The sequence below is a fragment of the Sphingomonas oleivorans genome, from assembly GCF_003050615.1.
Lineage (GTDB): Bacteria > Pseudomonadota > Alphaproteobacteria > Sphingomonadales > Sphingomonadaceae > Sphingomonas_H > Sphingomonas_H oleivorans.
On record NZ_NWBU01000007.1, the window covers coordinates 56,395 to 72,104 of the forward strand.

General features: G+C 67.4%; 14 protein-coding genes. All 14 read left to right on the plus strand.

Translation table 11 applies throughout. The features are described 5' to 3' along the window. The first annotated feature begins 177 nt into the window (after nt 1–177). From CLG96_RS08505 to CLG96_RS08570, 14 genes are read left to right on the plus strand one after another with little or no spacing between them, the layout of a single operon-like run. Complete coding sequence (locus CLG96_RS08505) at nt 178–696, plus strand: division/cell wall cluster transcriptional repressor MraZ (RefSeq protein ID WP_107967460.1); 519 nt, start codon at nt 178–180, stop codon at nt 694–696. Then, nucleotides 693–1,658 carry a 16S rRNA (cytosine(1402)-N(4))-methyltransferase RsmH gene (gene rsmH, locus CLG96_RS08510; protein WP_107967461.1) on the plus strand — a complete coding sequence of 322 codons (966 nt, stop codon included), beginning with the start codon at nt 693–695 and terminating at the stop codon, nt 1,656–1,658. Before CLG96_RS08505 ends, rsmH begins: the two co-directional genes overlap by 4 nt. After that, complete coding sequence (locus tag CLG96_RS08515) at nt 1,655–2,218, plus strand: hypothetical protein (protein WP_107967462.1); 564 nt, start codon at nt 1,655–1,657, stop codon at nt 2,216–2,218. The genes rsmH and CLG96_RS08515 overlap by 4 nt, the downstream gene beginning before the upstream one ends. Continuing rightward, complete coding sequence (locus CLG96_RS08520) at nt 2,215–3,939, plus strand: peptidoglycan D,D-transpeptidase FtsI family protein (protein WP_107967463.1); 1,725 nt, start codon at nt 2,215–2,217, stop codon at nt 3,937–3,939. Before CLG96_RS08515 ends, CLG96_RS08520 begins: the two co-directional genes overlap by 4 nt. Then, on the plus strand, nt 3,926–5,368 hold the full coding sequence (locus tag CLG96_RS08525) for a UDP-N-acetylmuramoyl-L-alanyl-D-glutamate--2,6-diaminopimelate ligase (RefSeq protein WP_107967464.1): 1,443 nt from the start codon (nt 3,926–3,928) through the stop codon (nt 5,366–5,368). Before CLG96_RS08520 ends, CLG96_RS08525 begins: the two co-directional genes overlap by 14 nt. After that, entirely contained in the window at nt 5,365–6,765 is a 1,401-nt protein-coding gene (locus CLG96_RS08530; protein WP_107967465.1) for a UDP-N-acetylmuramoyl-tripeptide--D-alanyl-D-alanine ligase, read from the plus strand. Before CLG96_RS08525 ends, CLG96_RS08530 begins: the two co-directional genes overlap by 4 nt. Then, on the plus strand, nt 6,753–7,823 hold the full coding sequence (mraY, locus tag CLG96_RS08535; protein WP_107967466.1) for a phospho-N-acetylmuramoyl-pentapeptide-transferase: 1,071 nt from the start codon (nt 6,753–6,755) through the stop codon (nt 7,821–7,823). The genes CLG96_RS08530 and mraY overlap by 13 nt, the downstream gene beginning before the upstream one ends. Further along, complete coding sequence (gene murD, locus CLG96_RS08540; protein ID WP_107967467.1) at nt 7,820–9,127, plus strand: UDP-N-acetylmuramoyl-L-alanine--D-glutamate ligase; 1,308 nt, start codon at nt 7,820–7,822, stop codon at nt 9,125–9,127. The genes mraY and murD overlap by 4 nt, the downstream gene beginning before the upstream one ends. Beyond that, nucleotides 9,127–10,380: an FtsW/RodA/SpoVE family cell cycle protein gene (locus CLG96_RS08545; RefSeq protein ID WP_107967468.1), complete on the plus strand. Its 1,254-nt coding sequence runs from the start codon at nt 9,127–9,129 to the stop codon at nt 10,378–10,380. The genes murD and CLG96_RS08545 overlap by 1 nt, the downstream gene beginning before the upstream one ends. Then, a complete protein-coding gene (murG, locus tag CLG96_RS08550; RefSeq protein WP_243395703.1) occupies nt 10,377–11,552 on the plus strand; it encodes an undecaprenyldiphospho-muramoylpentapeptide beta-N-acetylglucosaminyltransferase in 1,176 nt (391 codons plus the stop codon). The genes CLG96_RS08545 and murG overlap by 4 nt, the downstream gene beginning before the upstream one ends. Then, nucleotides 11,549–12,964, plus strand: a complete 1,416-nt coding sequence (gene murC / locus CLG96_RS08555; RefSeq protein ID WP_107967470.1) for a UDP-N-acetylmuramate--L-alanine ligase — start codon at nt 11,549–11,551, stop codon at nt 12,962–12,964. The genes murG and murC overlap by 4 nt, the downstream gene beginning before the upstream one ends. Further along, nucleotides 12,961–13,863 (plus strand): UDP-N-acetylmuramate dehydrogenase, encoded by a 903-nt coding sequence (murB, locus tag CLG96_RS08560; protein ID WP_107967471.1) that lies wholly within the window; start codon nt 12,961–12,963, stop codon nt 13,861–13,863. The genes murC and murB overlap by 4 nt, the downstream gene beginning before the upstream one ends. Further along, nucleotides 13,860–14,783 (plus strand): D-alanine--D-alanine ligase, encoded by a 924-nt coding sequence (locus CLG96_RS08565; RefSeq protein ID WP_107967472.1) that lies wholly within the window; start codon nt 13,860–13,862, stop codon nt 14,781–14,783. The genes murB and CLG96_RS08565 overlap by 4 nt, the downstream gene beginning before the upstream one ends. After that, nucleotides 14,780–15,691: a cell division protein FtsQ/DivIB gene (locus CLG96_RS08570; RefSeq protein WP_107967473.1), complete on the plus strand. Its 912-nt coding sequence runs from the start codon at nt 14,780–14,782 to the stop codon at nt 15,689–15,691. The genes CLG96_RS08565 and CLG96_RS08570 overlap by 4 nt, the downstream gene beginning before the upstream one ends. Nucleotides 15,692–15,710: the final 19 nt, after the last annotated feature.

Consider the following 15,710-nt stretch of genomic DNA (forward strand, 5'->3'; position numbering starts at 1 on the left):
GCAATACACAGCCACTTCCCATGAAATGCCATTGAAAACCATGAAATCCCCTGATACCCCCTAACTCATGTGATTTGAGGGCGAGGGGCGTTTCCTTGATGTCGTGATGTGCGCTCACCGGCGACGGCCGGTGGATGCACGGGGAAGGCCTCTGGCTCGTCGAACAGGGTCCTTCGCGTGGAAATCGTCGATTTCTTCCTCGGCAGTGCGCTGAACGCGGTGGACGCGAAGGGACGGGTGTCGCTGCCGTCCGATTTCCGCAGCATCATCGATCGCCGTGCGCGCGCCGCCGCCGCCGCCGGCAACACGCTGGACGAAAAGACCATCTCGCTCGGCGAGCATGAGGCGCATCCCTGTCTCCAGGCCTTCGACGCGACCTACACCAGCATCCTCTTCAAGCAGCTTCAGCGCCGGGTGGAGGGCATGGACGGGGTCGATGCGATGATGGCGCTCGACGATGCGCAGGCCGATGCCTTCGGCGCGATGAGCCCGGTCTCCTTCGATGCGGGCGGGCGTATGGTGCTCTCGCCGCTGCTCCGCGCGATCGCGGGCATCACCGATCTCGCCTTCTTCGTCGGTGCGGGCCAGACCTTCCAGATCTGGAATCCCCAGCGTTATTTGGAGACCCAGTCGGACAAGAAGCGCAACTGCCGCAACCTCGAATTCCTGCTGGCGGAACGGGGAGGCAAGGCATGAGCGCGGCTCCCGATCGCCACATCCCGGTGCTGCTGGAGGAGGTGCTTGCTGGCCTCGCCATTGCCGAGGGCGAAACCCATGTCGACGGCACTTTCGGTGCCGGCGGCTATACGCGCGCCATTCTCGGCCGGGGCGCCGCGCGCGTATTCGCCTTCGATCGCGATCCCGATGCGATCGCCGAGGGCGCGGATCTGGTCGCCGAAAGTCAGGGGCGCCTCATCCTCGTGCCCGAGCGCTTCTCGCGCATGGCCGATGCGCTGGCGGAGCGCGGCATCGAGGCGGTCGACGGCGTGACGCTCGATATCGGCGTCTCCTCGATGCAGCTCGATCGCGCTGATCGCGGCTTCTCCTTCCAGGCCGATGGCCCGCTCGACATGCGCATGGAGCAGGAAGGCGAAAGCGCAGCCGATTTCCTGAACAATGCTGACGAGGCCGAGATCGCCGATATCCTCTTCACGCTGGGGGAGGAGCCGCGCGCGCGCCGCGTCGCCCGCGCGATCGTCGCCGCCCGGCCGATCACGCGTACGTCGGAACTCGCCAATGTCGTGCGCCGCGCGCTCGGCTATCGTGAGCATGACAAGAAGGATCCGGCCACCCGCACCTTCCAGGCGATCCGCATCCATCTCAATCGCGAGCTGGAGGAGCTGGAGGAAGGGCTTGCTGCCGCCGAGCGCCTGTTGCGCCCGGGCGGCCGGCTGGCGGTCGTCTCCTTCCATTCGATCGAGGATCGCATCGTCAAGCGCTTCCTGCGCGAACGCAGTGGTGCCACCCCCGCCGGCTCGCGTCATCGCCCCGCCGCCGGCGAGACGCGCGAAGCCAGTTTCGAGGCGGTTGCCAAGCCCGTCCGCGCGAGTGAGGCCGAACTCGCCCGCAATCCCCGTTCCCGTTCCGCAACGTTGCGTGTCGCCCGCCGCACCGCCGCTTCCCCCTGGGCCGCTGTTCCGAAAGGTCTTCGTTCATGATCGCCACGCGTTTCCGCTCGGTGTGGCTGGTCGCGGCAGTCGCCGTGGCGGCGCTGTTCTGCTATCTCATCTCGCAGCGCGTTGCGGCCGAGCGGGCCGAGCTCGCCCTGATCGAGCGCGATATCCTTAGAGGGCAGCAGGCGATCCGCCATCTGCGCATGGAGATCATGACGCGCAGCCGCATGCCCCAGCTCGAACGGTGGAATGCCGCCGTGCTCGGCCTCGCCGCACCCGGCGCGCGCCAGTTCATGGATAGCGAGGTCCGCCTCGCCAGCCTCAACCAGGCGACGCCGCTGCCCCTCGATCCGACGGTCGAGGCCAAGCGCGGTGCGGTGCGCAGCGTGGCCTATCAGCCTGCCTCCACCGCGCCGGCGGCTCCCGCTGCCCAGCCGGCCGCTCCGGCGCCGGCTGCGCCCGAGCCGCTGCTGCGTCAGGCGACCTATATCAGGCCCAAGGCCGAGCGGATCGCGCCCGAGCCGGTCAAGGCGGTGCTGCTGCCCGATGACATCGGCCGGATCGCGCGGATGGAGCAGGCCTCGGCGAAGCCCGGCGCCCGATGACTGCCGTCGCCGTCCGCCGCGACCGGGATCGCGCGGCCGAGCGCGTCGCGGGTCAGCGCGCGGAGGCCATTTCCGTCGCGCATTTCCGGCTGATGGTGGTCATGCTCCTGTTCATGGGCGTGACCGCGATCATCGGCGTGCGGCTCGTCTATCTGCTCGCCTTTGAGGGGCGGCCCGAGGCGGGGCAGGCGCGCGACGGCCTGCTGCCCGCGCGCGGCGACATTGTGGATCGCAACGGCATGACGCTCGCCAGCACGATCGATGCCTGGTCGATCGCCGTCCATCCGCAGAAGATCGTCGGTGACAAGGGGCTGATCGCCGCGGATCTCGCCCGCTTGATGCCCGAACGCAGCGAGGGGCAATATCTCGCCATCCTCAATTCGCCCAAGCGCTTCGTCTATCTGCGCCGCCGCGCCGTGCCCGATCTGGTGCGGCGCGTGAATGCGATCGGCGAGCCGGGCATCGCCTTCGGGCGCGAGCCCGAACGCCTCTATCCCCAGGCCAATCTGGCGAGCCACGTCCTCGGCTATCTCGATCAGGACGGAAAGGCCGTGACGGGCATGGAGCGCGTGCTCGACGCGCGGCTCAGCGATCCCGCGCGCCGCGGCCAGCCCGTCCAGCTTTCGATCGATTCGCGCGTGCAGGCGGCGATGGAGAGCGAGCTCAACGCCGCGATGATCCGCCATTCGGCGATCGGCGCCACCGGCCTCGTGCTCGATGCGCATACGGGCGAGGTGATCGCCATGGCCTCGCTGCCGAGCTATAATCCCAACCGGCCGAGCTTCAGCCGGGTCGAGGATCTCGCCAACAAGGCGACGCTCAACGTCTATGAACTGGGCTCCACCTTCAAGGTGCTGACGCTCGCCAATGCGATCGAAAGCGGCGTCGTCACCTCCATGGCGCAGCGTTATGACGCCACCGCGCCGCTCCAGGTCGGCCGCTTTCGGATCAAGGACGATCATCCCGAGAAACGCTGGCTCACCATTCCCGAAATATTGATCCATTCCTCCAATATCGGCACGGCCCGGATCGCGGACGAGCTCGGGCCGGAGCGGACGGCCGCCTTCTTCCGCAGGCTCGCCTTCGACAAGCCCGCCGATATCGAGCTCGGCGCGCGCGGCATGCCGCTCTGGCCCAAATTCTGGGCGCGCACCACGACGATGACGGTCGCTTATGGCCATGGCATCGCGGTCACGCCGCTTCACCTCGCAAATGCCTATGCGGCGATGGTCAATGGCGGCGTCTGGCGGCCGGCCACGCTGCTCAAGCGTGATTCGTCGCAAGTGCCGCAGGGCCGCCGCGTGATTTCGGAGGCGACCAGCGCGCGGATGCGCGAGCTGATGCGCCTCGTCGTGATGAAGGGCACGGGCAAGAATGCCAATGCCCCCGGCCTGCGCCTGGGCGGCAAGACGGGCACGGCGGAAAAGCCGCATCTCGGCGGTTATGCGCACAAGTCGCTCGTCTCCACCTTCGCCGGCGCCTTTCCGATGGACGATCCCCGCTATGTCGTGATCGCGATGCTGGACGAGCCCAAGGGCACCAAGGAAACTTTCGGTTTCGCGACCGCCGGCTGGACGGCGGCCCCCGTGATTTCCAAGGTGCTTTCGCGTATTGGGCCGCTTCTGGGCGTCATGCCGGATGAAAGCCGCGATGTGGACGTGTCCGATGCCTTGCCGCTGATCTGGGAGCCTGAAGGGGCCAATCCGAATGCGATTGAGTGAGTTGATTGCCGCAGCATCCATCCCGCTGGAATCCGTGCGCGATGGCGATGCCAGGGTCACGGGTTTCGCCATCGATCATCGCAAGGTCGCGCCGGGCACCGTGTTCGGCGCCTTTCGTGGCAGCCGCTTCAATGGCGAGGATTATATAGAGGCGGCGATCGCGGCGGGTGCGGTCGCCATCGTTACCCGGCCCGAAGCCGTCGTGTCGGGCGCGCTGCACATTGCCGATGCGGAGCCGCGTCGCGCCTTCGCGCGCTTGGCCGCTGCCTTTTTCGCGCCCTTCCCGGAAACCACCGTCGCCGTCACCGGCACCAACGGCAAGACCTCGACGGTCGAGCTCGTCCGCCAGCTCTGGCGCATGTCGGGCCATCATGCCGCCTCGATCGGCACGCTCGGCGTCACCACCGCCGACGATCAGGTCTCGACCGGGCTCACCACGCCCGATGTCGTGACCTTCCTCGCCAATATGGCCGGGCTGCGCCGCGAAGGTGTCACCCATGCCGCGTTCGAGGCGTCGAGCCACGGCCTTTCGCAATATCGGATCGAGGGGCTTCCGGTCCGCGCCGCCGCCTTCACCAATCTCAGCCGCGATCATCTCGATTATCATGGCACGATGGACGCCTATCTGGAGGCCAAGCTCCGCCTCTTCACCGAGGTGGTCGATCCGGATGGCGCGGCGGTCGTCTGGGCGGACGACGCCGCCTCCGCCCGTGTCGCGGAGCTGGCGACCGAACGGGGCCTGAGGCTCCTCACCGTCGGCGGCCGGGGCGAGACGCTCCGGCTCGTCTCGCGCGAGCCTAGCCAGCTCGGCCAGACGCTGCTGATCGAGGCGGAAGGCGCCGTGCATACGGTGAAGCTGCCGCTGATCGGCGCATACCAGGCCGCCAATGCGCTCACCGCCGCCGGTCTCGTCCTGGCCACCGGCGGCGATCTGCGCACCACCTTGGGGCATCTCGCCCGCGTCGCGCCCGTGCGCGGCCGGCTGGAGCGCGCGGTCATCAGCCGGGCCGGCGCGCCCGTCTATGTCGATTATGCGCATACGCCCGATGGTCTCGAAGCCGCCATCGCCGCGCTGAAGCCGCATGCCCGTTCGCGCCTGATCGTGCTGTTCGGCGCGGGCGGCGATCGCGATACCGGCAAGCGCCCCGAAATGGGCGAGGTGGCGGTCCGGCTCGCCGATCATGTCATCGTCACCGACGACAATCCCCGCAGCGAGGATCCCGCCGCCATCCGGCGCGACGTGCTGGCGGGGGCGCCCGGCGCGATCGAGATTGGCGATCGGCGCGAGGCGATCGCGGCCGCCATTGCCGAGGCCGGCCCCGACGATATCGTGCTGCTTGCGGGGAAGGGGCATGAGCAGGGCCAGATCGTCGGCGATCGCGTCCTGCCCTTCGACGATGTCAGCGTCGCCCGGGAGTGCGCCGCATGAGCCTCTGGACCGCCGCGGAGATCGCGGCCGCCACGGGCGGCACCGCAAGTGGTGACTTCGCCGTCACCGGCGTCGCTTTCGATTCGCGCGAAGTGGGGCCGAGCGACCTGTTCATCGCGCTCAAGGGCGAGGCGACCGATGGCCACCGCTTCGTCGCCGGCGCCTTTTCGCAAGGGGCGGCGGGCGCGATCGTCAGCACGCCCATCGATCGCCCCCATATATTGGTTGCCGATACGACCGCCGCGCTGAACGCGCTGGCCGTCGCCGCCCGCGCCCGCACGCAGGCGAAGATCATTGGCGTCACCGGCTCGGTCGGCAAGACGGGCACCAAGGAGGCGCTGTTCGCCGCGTTCGACCGCGCCGATCCCGGCCGCGCGCATCGCTCGGTCAAAAGCTACAACAATCATACCGGCGTGCCGCTCAGCTTGGCGCGCATGCCTGCCGACACGCGCTTCGGCATTTTCGAAATGGGCATGAACCATGCGGGCGAGCTTGCCGCGCTCACCCGCCTCGTCCGCCCCCATGTCGCGATCGTAACCGCGATCGCGCCCGCCCATAGCGCCTATTTCCCGGACGAAAGCGCCATCGCCGATGCCAAGGGCGAGATATTCCAGGGCCTCGAGCCCGGCGGCACCGCGATCATTCCTTATGACAGCCCGCATCGCGACCGGCTGATCGCCGCGGCCCGGCCGCATGCGGGCAGCATCGTCACCTTCGGCCGCGCGCAGGAGGCGGATATCTTTGCGCGCGAGGCGATCCGTATGCCCGCCGGCACGCTCGTTTCGGCCAGGCTCCGCACGGCCGAGCTCACCTTCACCATCGCCGCGCCGGGCGCGCATTGGGTGTCGAACGCGCTCGCCGTGCTGGCCGCGGTCGAGGCGGTCGGCGGCGATCTCACGGCGGCCGGCCTCGCGCTCGCGGACATGGCCGGGCTGCCCGGGCGTGGCCGCCGCATCGCCGCGCCGGTGGGAGAGGGGAGCGCGCTCCTCATCGACGAGGCCTATAATGCCAATCCCGCTTCCATGGCCGCCACGCTCAAGCTGCTCGGCGAGGAGGAGGTGGCCGGCCGTCGCATCGCCATCCTCGGCGAGATGCGCGAGCTGGGGGAGAAGTCCGCCGCCTTCCATACCGCGCTCGCCGAGCCGATGATCGCGGCGAACGTCGGTTTCGCACTGCTCGTCGGCCCCGAAATGGCGGCGCTCGCCAAGGCTCTTGAGGGGCGGATCGATTTCGCGCATGTGCCCGACGCCTCGGCCGCCATGGCGAATCTTCCGGGCCTGATCGGCCCCGGCGATGCCGTGCTGGTAAAGGGATCCAACGCCATCGGGCTCGTCCGCCTCGTCGATCATCTGAAGGACGGCGCGCTGGCCGCCGGGAACATCGAATGCTCTATCTGATCGCCGAACAGCTCGGCTTCCCCGGGCTGCTCAACCTCATTCGCTACATCACCTTCCGGGCGGGCGCAGCGGCGGTCACCGCGCTGTTCATCGGCCTCATCATCGGGCCGAAGTTCATCGGCTGGCTGCGCATGCGGCAGGGCAAGGGCCAGCCGATCCGTTCGGATGGCCCCCAGACGCATCTCGCCAAGGTCGGCACGCCCACCATGGGCGGGCTGATGATCCTCACGGCGGTCACCATCTCGCTCCTGCTCTGGATGGACATTTCGAACCGCTATACCTGGGCTTGTCTGCTCGTGACGCTCGGCTTCGGGCTGATCGGCTTCCTCGACGATTATGACAAGGTGAAGAAGCGCAGCCACAAGGGCGTGTCCGGCAGGACGCGTCTGGCCATGGAATTCGCCATTGCCGGCGTCGCGAGCTGGATCATCATTTCGGGCAGCAGCACCGCGCTCTACGTGCCCTTCTATAACGGGCCGGTGATCGATCTGGGCCCGCTCTATATCTTCTTCGCGGCCTTCATCATCGTCGGCTTCGGCAATGCCGTGAACCTGACGGACGGGCTGGACGGGCTTGCGACCATGCCCGTCGTGATCGCCAGCCTCGCCTTCTTCGTCATCACCTATATGGTCGGCAATGCCCGTTTCGCGGACTATCTCGGCATTCCGCATGTGCTGGGCGCGGGCGATCTCACGGTGCTCACCGCCGCGATCATCGGCGGCGGCCTCGCCTTCCTCTGGTTCAACGCGCCGCCCGCCGCCGTCTTCATGGGCGATACGGGCAGCCTCGCGCTTGGCGGCGCGCTCGGCGCGATCGCGGTGGTCGCGCATCATGAGATCGTGCTGCTGATCGTCGGCGGCCTGTTCGTGCTGGAAACGGTCTCGGTGATCCTCCAGGTCTTCTTCTACAAGCGCACCGGCAGGCGTATCTTCCGCATGGCGCCGATCCACCATCATTTCGAGCAGCTCGGCTGGTCGGAGCCGACCGTGGTGATCCGCTTCTGGATCATCAGCTTCGTCCTCGCACTGGCGGGTCTCGCGACCCTGAAGCTTCGATGATCACGAGCCCCGCCTTTCGCGGCAAACGCTATGCCGTGCTCGGCCTCGCCCGGTCGGGCCTCGCGACCGTCGCGGCGCTCGCCGCCTCGGGCGCGCAGGTCGTCGCCTGGGATGATCGGGAGGAGGCGCGCCAGGCGCTTCGCACAAGCCATCCCGCCGTCGGCATCACCGATTTTCCGAAGTCCGATAGCCTCGCCGGCTATGATGCGATCATCGTCTCTCCCGGCGTGCCGCTCAACCGCCATCCGTTGAAGGCGCGCGCCGATGCCGATCGCGTCCCCGTGATCGGCGATATCGAGCTGTTCGCCCAGGCGCGCGCGTCGCTCCCGCCGCACAAGGTCGTCGGCATCACCGGTACCAACGGCAAGTCGACCACCACTGCGCTGATCCACCATATCGTCGCGACGGCCGGCATTCCCGCGCGTCTCGGCGGCAATATCGGCCTGCCGATATTGGGGCAGGATCCGCTGCCCGTAGGCGGCATCTATGTGCTGGAGCTTTCGAGCTACCAGATCGATCTTACCTATAGCCTCGATTGCGACGTCTCGGTGCTGCTCAATATCACGCCCGACCATCTCGATCGCTATGACGGTTTCGCCGGCTATGTTGCCTCGAAGGCGCGGCTTTTCGCGATGCAGTCGCCTCATAATTGGGCGGTGATCGTCGGCGATGACGATCGCACGCGCCGGATTGCGGCTGTCGAATATGCGCGTCGCGGCGCGCCTGCCGAATGGGCGCTGGTCCATGCCGTCGAGCCTTCGCGTCAGCACGACTGGCCTGCGCTCCAGGGGCCGCACAATGCGGAAAATGCCGCCGCCGCCATCGCCGCCGCCCGCGCGCTCGGCATATCGGATGCGCTGATCGAGCAGGGTCTGCGCACCTATCCCGGCCTGCCGCACCGCATGGAGCGCGTCCTCGAGCGCGACGGCCTGCTCTTCGTCAACGACAGCAAGGCGACCAACCCCACCTCCACCGCGCCCGCGCTCGCCGCCTATCCCGCGATCCATTGGATCCTCGGCGGCATCGCCAAGACCGACGATCTCGACGCATGCGCGCCGCATTTCGATCATGTCCGCGCCGCCTATACGATCGGCGAGGCGGGGCCGATGTTCGCGCGGCTGATGCGCGCGGCGGGCAAGCCGGTAACGGAAAGCGGTACGCTGGAGGCCGCCGTCCGCGCCGCCGCCGCCGCCGCGCGACCGGGCGAGGTGGTGATGCTCTCGCCCGCCTGCGCCTCCTTCGATCAGTTTCGCGATTTCGAGGCGCGGGGCGATGCCTTCCGTGCTGCGGTGGAGGCGCTCTGATGGCGAGCGGGGCGATCGATCAAGGCAGGCGCAACGTGCGCGACAAGGCGCAGGAGCGCCGCCGCAAGCGCGGCCGGGGCGCGCGCCTCGGCCGGGCCGATCGCACGCCGCTCGGCACCTGGTTCTGGGAAATCGATCGCGTTCTGCTGCTGCTCGTCACGGTGCTGATCGGCATCGGCCTGATCGCGGTCGCCGCGGCCTCGCCGGCAGCCGCGATGCGCTATTCCAACGCGAACCTCACTTTCCCGCCGCTTTATTATTTCTATCGTCAGGCGATCTGGATCGCCATCGCGGTGCCGGTGATGATCGGCGTCTCGATGCTGCCCAAGCCTGTCGCCCGTCGCGCCGCGATGGTCGGCGCCGGCATCTTCGTCGCTCTGCTCGCGCTCGTGCCGATGATCGGCAATGAGGTGAACGGCGCGCAGCGCTGGATCCATCTCGGCCCGGTCCAGGTCCAGCCGTCCGAATTTCTGAAGCCGCTCTTCACGGTCACGCTCGCCTGGCTCCTCTCGCTCAAGGCGAAGGATGGCAGCCTTCCCGTGATATGGCTGTCTTTCCCGATGATCGGCCTCGTCGCCTTCCTGCTGATGAAGCAGCCCGATTTCGGCCAGACGGTGATCTTTGCTTCCATCTGGCTGTTGCTGCTTACTTTGTCCGGCGCGCCCATCCGTTTCCTGGCGGGGCTTGGCGCGGCGGGGGTGGGACTGATCATCTCCGCCTATCTTTTCTATTCGGTCGCGCGCACGCGCATCGACGCCTTTCTCGGCCTTGCCGAGGATGGCGCGCAGATCGACAGCTATCAGACGGACAGCGCGCACAATACGCTCACGAATGGCGGGCTGATCGGCACCGGGCCCGGCGCCGGCACGATGAAATTCCGCCTGCCCGAGCCGCATACCGACTATATCTTCTCGGTGATCGGCGAGGAATTCGGCCTGGTCGCCTGCCTCGCCATCGCCTTCATCTATCTCGCCATCGTCGTGCGCGTGTTCATCAAGCTGTTGCATGAGGAGGATGATTTCCTTCTCCTCGCCTCCGCCGGCCTCGTCGCCCAGTTCGGGCTTCAGGCGCTCATCAACATGGCGGTCAATGTCCAGATCGCGCCGTCCAAGGGAATGACCTTGCCCTTCATCAGCTATGGCGGCTCCTCGATGGTCGCGCTGTCGATCGGCTTCGGGCTTCTGCTAGCCTTCACCCGCGCCAACCCGTATCTCAATCGCTCGCCCTATGTCGTGAAATGGAACGGTCGATGAGCCTCAAGCCCGCCAATATCGTCCGTCACTATGTCCTCGCCGCCGGCGGCACCGGCGGCCATATGGTCCCCGCCCATGCGCTGGCGGCGGAGTTGATGCGGCGCGGCCATCATGTCGCGCTGGTCACGGACGAGCGTGGCGCCAAGATCCCCGGCCTGTTCGATGGCGTGCAGACGCATGTGCTGCCCGCCGGGCGGCTGTCGGGCGGGCCGATCGGCTGGCTGCGCGCGGGCCGCTCGATCCTCGCGGGCCGCGACATGGCGCGCCGCCTGAACGAGACCTTCCGGCCCTCCGCCGTGGTCGGCTTCGGTGGCTATCCGGCGTTTCCGGCACTTCTCGCGGCGCTCAAGGATGGCATCCCCACCGCCGTTCATGAGCAGAATGCCGTGCTCGGCCGCGTCAATCGCCTGCTCGCGGGGAAGGTCGATGCGATTGCCACCGCCTATCCGCAGGTCGATCGGCTGAAGCCCAAATATCAGGCGAAGACCGTCCTCGTCGGCAATCCGGTGCGCGACATCGTCAAGGAAATCGGCAATCAGCCTTTCCCGCCGCTTTCCGAAGACGGCCCGTTCCGCGTGCTCGTCACCGGCGGCAGCCAGGGGGCGACGATCCTTTCCGATGTCGTGCCCGATGGCCTCGGCCAGCTTCCCATGCCGCTGCGCCAGCGGCTTCAGGTGACGCAGCAGTGCCGGCCCGAGGATATTGAGCAGGTCCGGGCCAAATATGGCTTTCTCGGCATACCGGCGGATCTCGCCACCTATTTCGCCGATCTGCCCGAAAAGCTGGCCTTGGCCCATCTCGTCATCGCGCGCGCGGGCGCCTCGACCATAGCGGATGTCAGCGTCGCCGGCCGCCCGGCGATCCTCGTTCCGCTTCCGTCCGCGATGGACGACCATCAGACGGCCAATGCCCGCGAGATGGCGGAAGGCGGCGGCGCGCGCGCCATCGCCCAGTCGCATTTCACGCCGGAGGAGCTGGCGCGCCAGATGCTGCATCTGGCCGAGGAGCCCGAAACATTGCTAAACGCCGCCAATCGCGCCCGCGCCTGCGGTCGTCCCCATGCCGCGCAGGACCTTGCCGATCTCATCGAGCGGCTCGGGCCTACCCCGGTGATGGACGGCCTGCCCGTGGACGCTCCGGCATCAGGACAGCTCAAGGGAGCATTTGCATGAAGGGTGTCGCCACCGACATCGGCACGATCCATTTCATCGGCATCGGCGGGATCGGCATGTCCGGCATTGCCGAGGTGATGCACAATCTGGGCTACAAGGTTCAGGGCTCCGACGTCGCCGAAGGCTATGTGATCGAGGGCTTGCGCAAGCGCGGCATTCCCGTCTCCATCGGCCATAGGGCGGAAAATCTCGGCGATGCCGCCGTCGTCGTCACCTCCACCGCGATCAAGCGCGGTAATCCGGAGGTCGAGCTCGCGCTCGAGAACCGCATTCCCGTCGTCCGCCGCGCGGAGATGCTGGCGGAACTTATGCGCCTCAAGTCCACCGTCGCCATCGCCGGCACGCATGGCAAGACGACCACCACCTCGATGGTAGCCGCCCTCCTCGATGCGGGCGGCGTCGATCCGACCGTCATCAATGGCGGCATCATCAACAGCTATGGTTCCAACGCCCGCCTTGGCGCGTCGGACTGGATGGTGGTGGAGGCCGACGAGAGCGACGGCAGCTTCCTGCGTCTCGACGGAACGATCGCGGTCGTCACCAATATCGATCCCGAGCATCTCGATCATTATGGCACGTTCGACAAGGTGAAGGACAGCTTCGTCGAGTTCGTCGAGAATGTCCCCTTCTACGGCGCGGCGCTGCTCTGCCTCGATCATCCGGAGGTGCAGGCGATCATCCCGCGTGTCCGCGATCGCCGCGTCGTCACCTATGGTTTCTCGGCGCAGGCCGATGTGCGCGGCGTCAACGTCACGCCGATCCCCGGCGGCAATCGTTTCGAGGCGATCATCCGCCATCGCGACGGCACTACCCGCTCGATCGAGAATATCGAGCTGCCCATGCCCGGCCGCCACAATGTGCAGAATGCGCTTGCCGCGATCGGCGTCGCGCTCGAGCTCGGCATATCGGACGACATCATCGCCAACGGCTTCGCCAAGTTTGGCGGGGTGAAGCGCCGCTTCACCAAGGTTGGCGAGACCGACGGTGTCACCATCATCGACGATTATGGCCACCATCCGGTCGAGATCCGTGCCGTCCTCTCCGCCGCGCGGGAAGGCGCGCAGAGCAGGGTGATCGCCGTCGTCCAGCCGCATCGCTACACCCGGCTGCGCGATCTGCTCACCGAATTCCAGTCCGCCTTCAACGATGCCGACATCGTCTATGTCGCGCCCGTCTATGCGGCGGGCGAGCAGCCGATCGATGGCGTCGATGCCGCAGCGCTCGTCTCGGGCCTCAAGATGCGCGGCCATCGCAATGCGCAGGAGATTTCCGGCCCCGACGCGCTTGCCGGCGCGCTGGCGGATGTCGTCCAATCGGGCGACATGGTGATCTGCCTCGGTGCGGGCGACATCACCAAATGGGCGGCGGGCCTTGCGGACGGCATCGCCGCCGTGCGGAAGGTGGCTGCATGAAGCCGGCCCGGCCCTTCGACGACGGACTGCGCGGCACGATCGAGGCCAATGCCTCGCTCGCCGACTTCATCTGGTTCCGCACGGGCGGGCCAGCCGAATGGCTCGTGCGTCCCGCCGATGTGGCCGATCTTTCCGCTTTCCTGGGCCGCCTCGATCCATCGGTTCCTGTGCTGCCGGTCGGCGTCGGATCGAACCTGATCGTGCGCGATGGCGGCGTTCCGGGGATCGTCGTGCGCCTGCCCAAGAGCTTCGCCAAGGTCTCGGTCGAGCCCGGCAATCGCATCCGTGCGGGCGGTGCCGCCATGGGGATTACCCTTGCCTCCGCCGCGCGCGACGCGGGTATTGCCGGCCTTGAATTCATGCGCGGCATTCCGGGCACGGTCGGCGGCGCGGTGCGCATGAATGCCGGCGCCTATGGCCGCGATGCGAGCGACATATTGATCGAAACCACGCTCGTCCTGCGCGACGGCAGCATCGAGACCTGGCCCGCCGCTAAGCTCGGCTACAGCTATCGCCACAGCATGCTTCCCGAAGGCGCGGTGGTGGTGGAAGCGCTGTTCGCCGGCACGCCCGGCGATCCTGCCGCGATCGGTGCGGAGATGGACCGCATCGCCGCCGAGCGTGAGGCGAGCCAGCCGCTGCGCAGCCGCACCGGCGGCTCCACCTTCAAGAATCCCGATGGCCACAAGGCTTGGGCGCTCGTCGACGCCGCCGGCTGTCGGGGGCTTCGCAACGGCGACGCGCAGGTCTCCGAAAAGCACACCAATTTCCTCCTCAACCTCGGCTCCGCCTCCTCGGCCGAGATCGAGGCGCTGGGGGAGGAGGTCCGCCGCCGCGTCGCCGAGAAATCCGGCATCCTTCTCGAATGGGAAATCCAGCGCGTGGGAAATCCCGCATGAGCATCCCCCCCCTTCATGTCGCCGTCCTGATGGGCGGCTGGTCGTCCGAGCGCGAAGTGTCGCTCACCTCGGGCAAGGGCGTCGCCGACGCGCTCGAATCGCTGGGTCACAAGGTCACGCGGATCGACATGGGCCGCGACGTCGCCGCGCGTCTTGCCGAGGCCGCGCCGGACGTGGTGTTCAACGCGCTTCACGGCTGCCCCGGCGAGGACGGCACGGTGCAGGGCATGCTCGACCTGATGGGCCTCAAATATACCCATTCGGGCCTCGCCACCTCGGTCATCGCGATCGACAAGCAGCTCACCAAGAATGAGCTCATCCCCCATGGCATCCGCATGCCGGGCGGGATGATCGTCGCGTCCGAAAGCCTCTACGCCCGCGATCCGCTGCCGCGCCCCTATGTGCTGAAGCCGGTCAATGAAGGCTCGTCGGTCGGCGTTGCGATCGTCACCGACAATGGCAATTACGGCAATCCTATCGGCCGCGATGTCGAGGGGCCATGGAAGCATTTCGACACGTTGCTCGCCGAACCCTTCATCAAGGGCCGCGAACTGACGGTCGCGGTGCTCGGCGATCGCGCGCTCGCCGTCACCGAGCTTCAGCCGAAGAGCGGCTTCTATGATTATGACAGCAAATATACCGATGGGCTGACGCTCCACATCTGCCCTGCGCAGATCCCGGCGGAGATCGCCTCGTCGGCCATGGCGATGGCGCTCAAGGCGCATCATGTGCTCGGCTGCCGCGGCACGTCCCGCTCCGATTTCCGCTGGGACGAGGAGTTGGGCGAGGCCGGCCTCTATCTGCTCGAGGTCAATACCCAGCCCGGCATGACGCCCTTGAGCCTCGTGCCCGAACAGGCGAAACATGTCGGCATGAGCTACCCGCAACTGGTCCAGCGGATCGTGGAGGAAGCATTGTGAGCGCGGGCGTTTCGGCGCCCAGGATCGGTCGCGGCAACAGCCGCGCCAAGCGGCCGACCATCCGCAAGCCGAAAAATGCGCGCCCCTCGCGCATCGCCGCCATGCTTGCTACGATCCCGATCCCGGCCGAGACGCTGAAGCGTATCGGCAACTATGCCCTTGCCCTGCTCGTGCTGGCGGCGATCCTCGCGGGCCTCATCGCGATGCGCCTGCCGCAGATGATCGGGATCGAGATTGGCGAGGCGATCGGCCGCATGGGCTTCGTCGTCCGCAATATCGAGATTGCCGGCCGCGCCAATGTCGATCGCGACGCGGTCTATATGATCGCGCGCGAGCAGCGGGCGCGGGCGATGCCGCTCGTCGATCTCGAAGGCACGCGCCAGCGCCTGCTCCAGCTCGGCTGGATCGCGGAGGCGCGCGTCTCGCGCCGCCTGCCCGATACGCTGGTGGTCGATATCGTCGAGCGCAAGCCCACCGCCGTCTGGCAGCATCAGCGCCGCCTCGCGCTGATCGACGAGAAGGGCGTGGTGATAGCAGCTGTCGATCCCGCCGCCATGCCGGATCAGCTTCCGCTCGTCATCGGCCCCGGCGCCAATGACCATGCCGCCGAGCTGGCCGCGCTCATCAAGGCGCAGCCCTCGCTCCATGCCATGCTGGAAGGCGCCACCTGGATCGGCGACCGCCGCTGGGATCTGCGCTTCCAGTCGGGCGAGACGTTGGCGCTGCCCGAGGGGCGCAAGGCCGCGGCGGATGCGCTCGCCTATTTCGCGCATCGCGATCAGGCGGTGCGCCTGCTCGGCCAGGGCTATGTCCGCTTCGACATGCGCGATCCGTCGCGCATGGTGGTGCGCGTCTCCAGGGAGCCGGGCCGCCGTATCGCCGATGCGCCCGCCGGCAACAGCATCTAGGGGGCAGGGGGAAGGGATC

Coding starts and splice junctions, on each gene's coding strand:
- rsmH (WP_107967461.1), top strand. CDS start 693: ATGAGCGCGGCTCCCGATCGCCACATCCCGGTGCTGCTGGAGGAGGTG.
- CLG96_RS08515 (WP_107967462.1), top strand. CDS start 1,655: ATGATCGCCACGCGTTTCCGCTCGGTGTGGCTGGTCGCGGCAGTCGCC.
- CLG96_RS08520 (WP_107967463.1), top strand. CDS start 2,215: ATGACTGCCGTCGCCGTCCGCCGCGACCGGGATCGCGCGGCCGAGCGC.
- CLG96_RS08525 (WP_107967464.1), top strand. CDS start 3,926: ATGCGATTGAGTGAGTTGATTGCCGCAGCATCCATCCCGCTGGAATCC.
- CLG96_RS08530 (WP_107967465.1), top strand. CDS start 5,365: ATGAGCCTCTGGACCGCCGCGGAGATCGCGGCCGCCACGGGCGGCACC.
- mraY (WP_107967466.1), top strand. CDS start 6,753: ATGCTCTATCTGATCGCCGAACAGCTCGGCTTCCCCGGGCTGCTCAAC.
- murD (WP_107967467.1), top strand. CDS start 7,820: ATGATCACGAGCCCCGCCTTTCGCGGCAAACGCTATGCCGTGCTCGGC.
- CLG96_RS08545 (WP_107967468.1), top strand. CDS start 9,127: ATGGCGAGCGGGGCGATCGATCAAGGCAGGCGCAACGTGCGCGACAAG.
- murG (WP_243395703.1), top strand. CDS start 10,377: ATGAGCCTCAAGCCCGCCAATATCGTCCGTCACTATGTCCTCGCCGCC.
- murC (WP_107967470.1), top strand. CDS start 11,549: ATGAAGGGTGTCGCCACCGACATCGGCACGATCCATTTCATCGGCATC.
- murB (WP_107967471.1), top strand. CDS start 12,961: ATGAAGCCGGCCCGGCCCTTCGACGACGGACTGCGCGGCACGATCGAG.
- CLG96_RS08565 (WP_107967472.1), top strand. CDS start 13,860: ATGAGCATCCCCCCCCTTCATGTCGCCGTCCTGATGGGCGGCTGGTCG.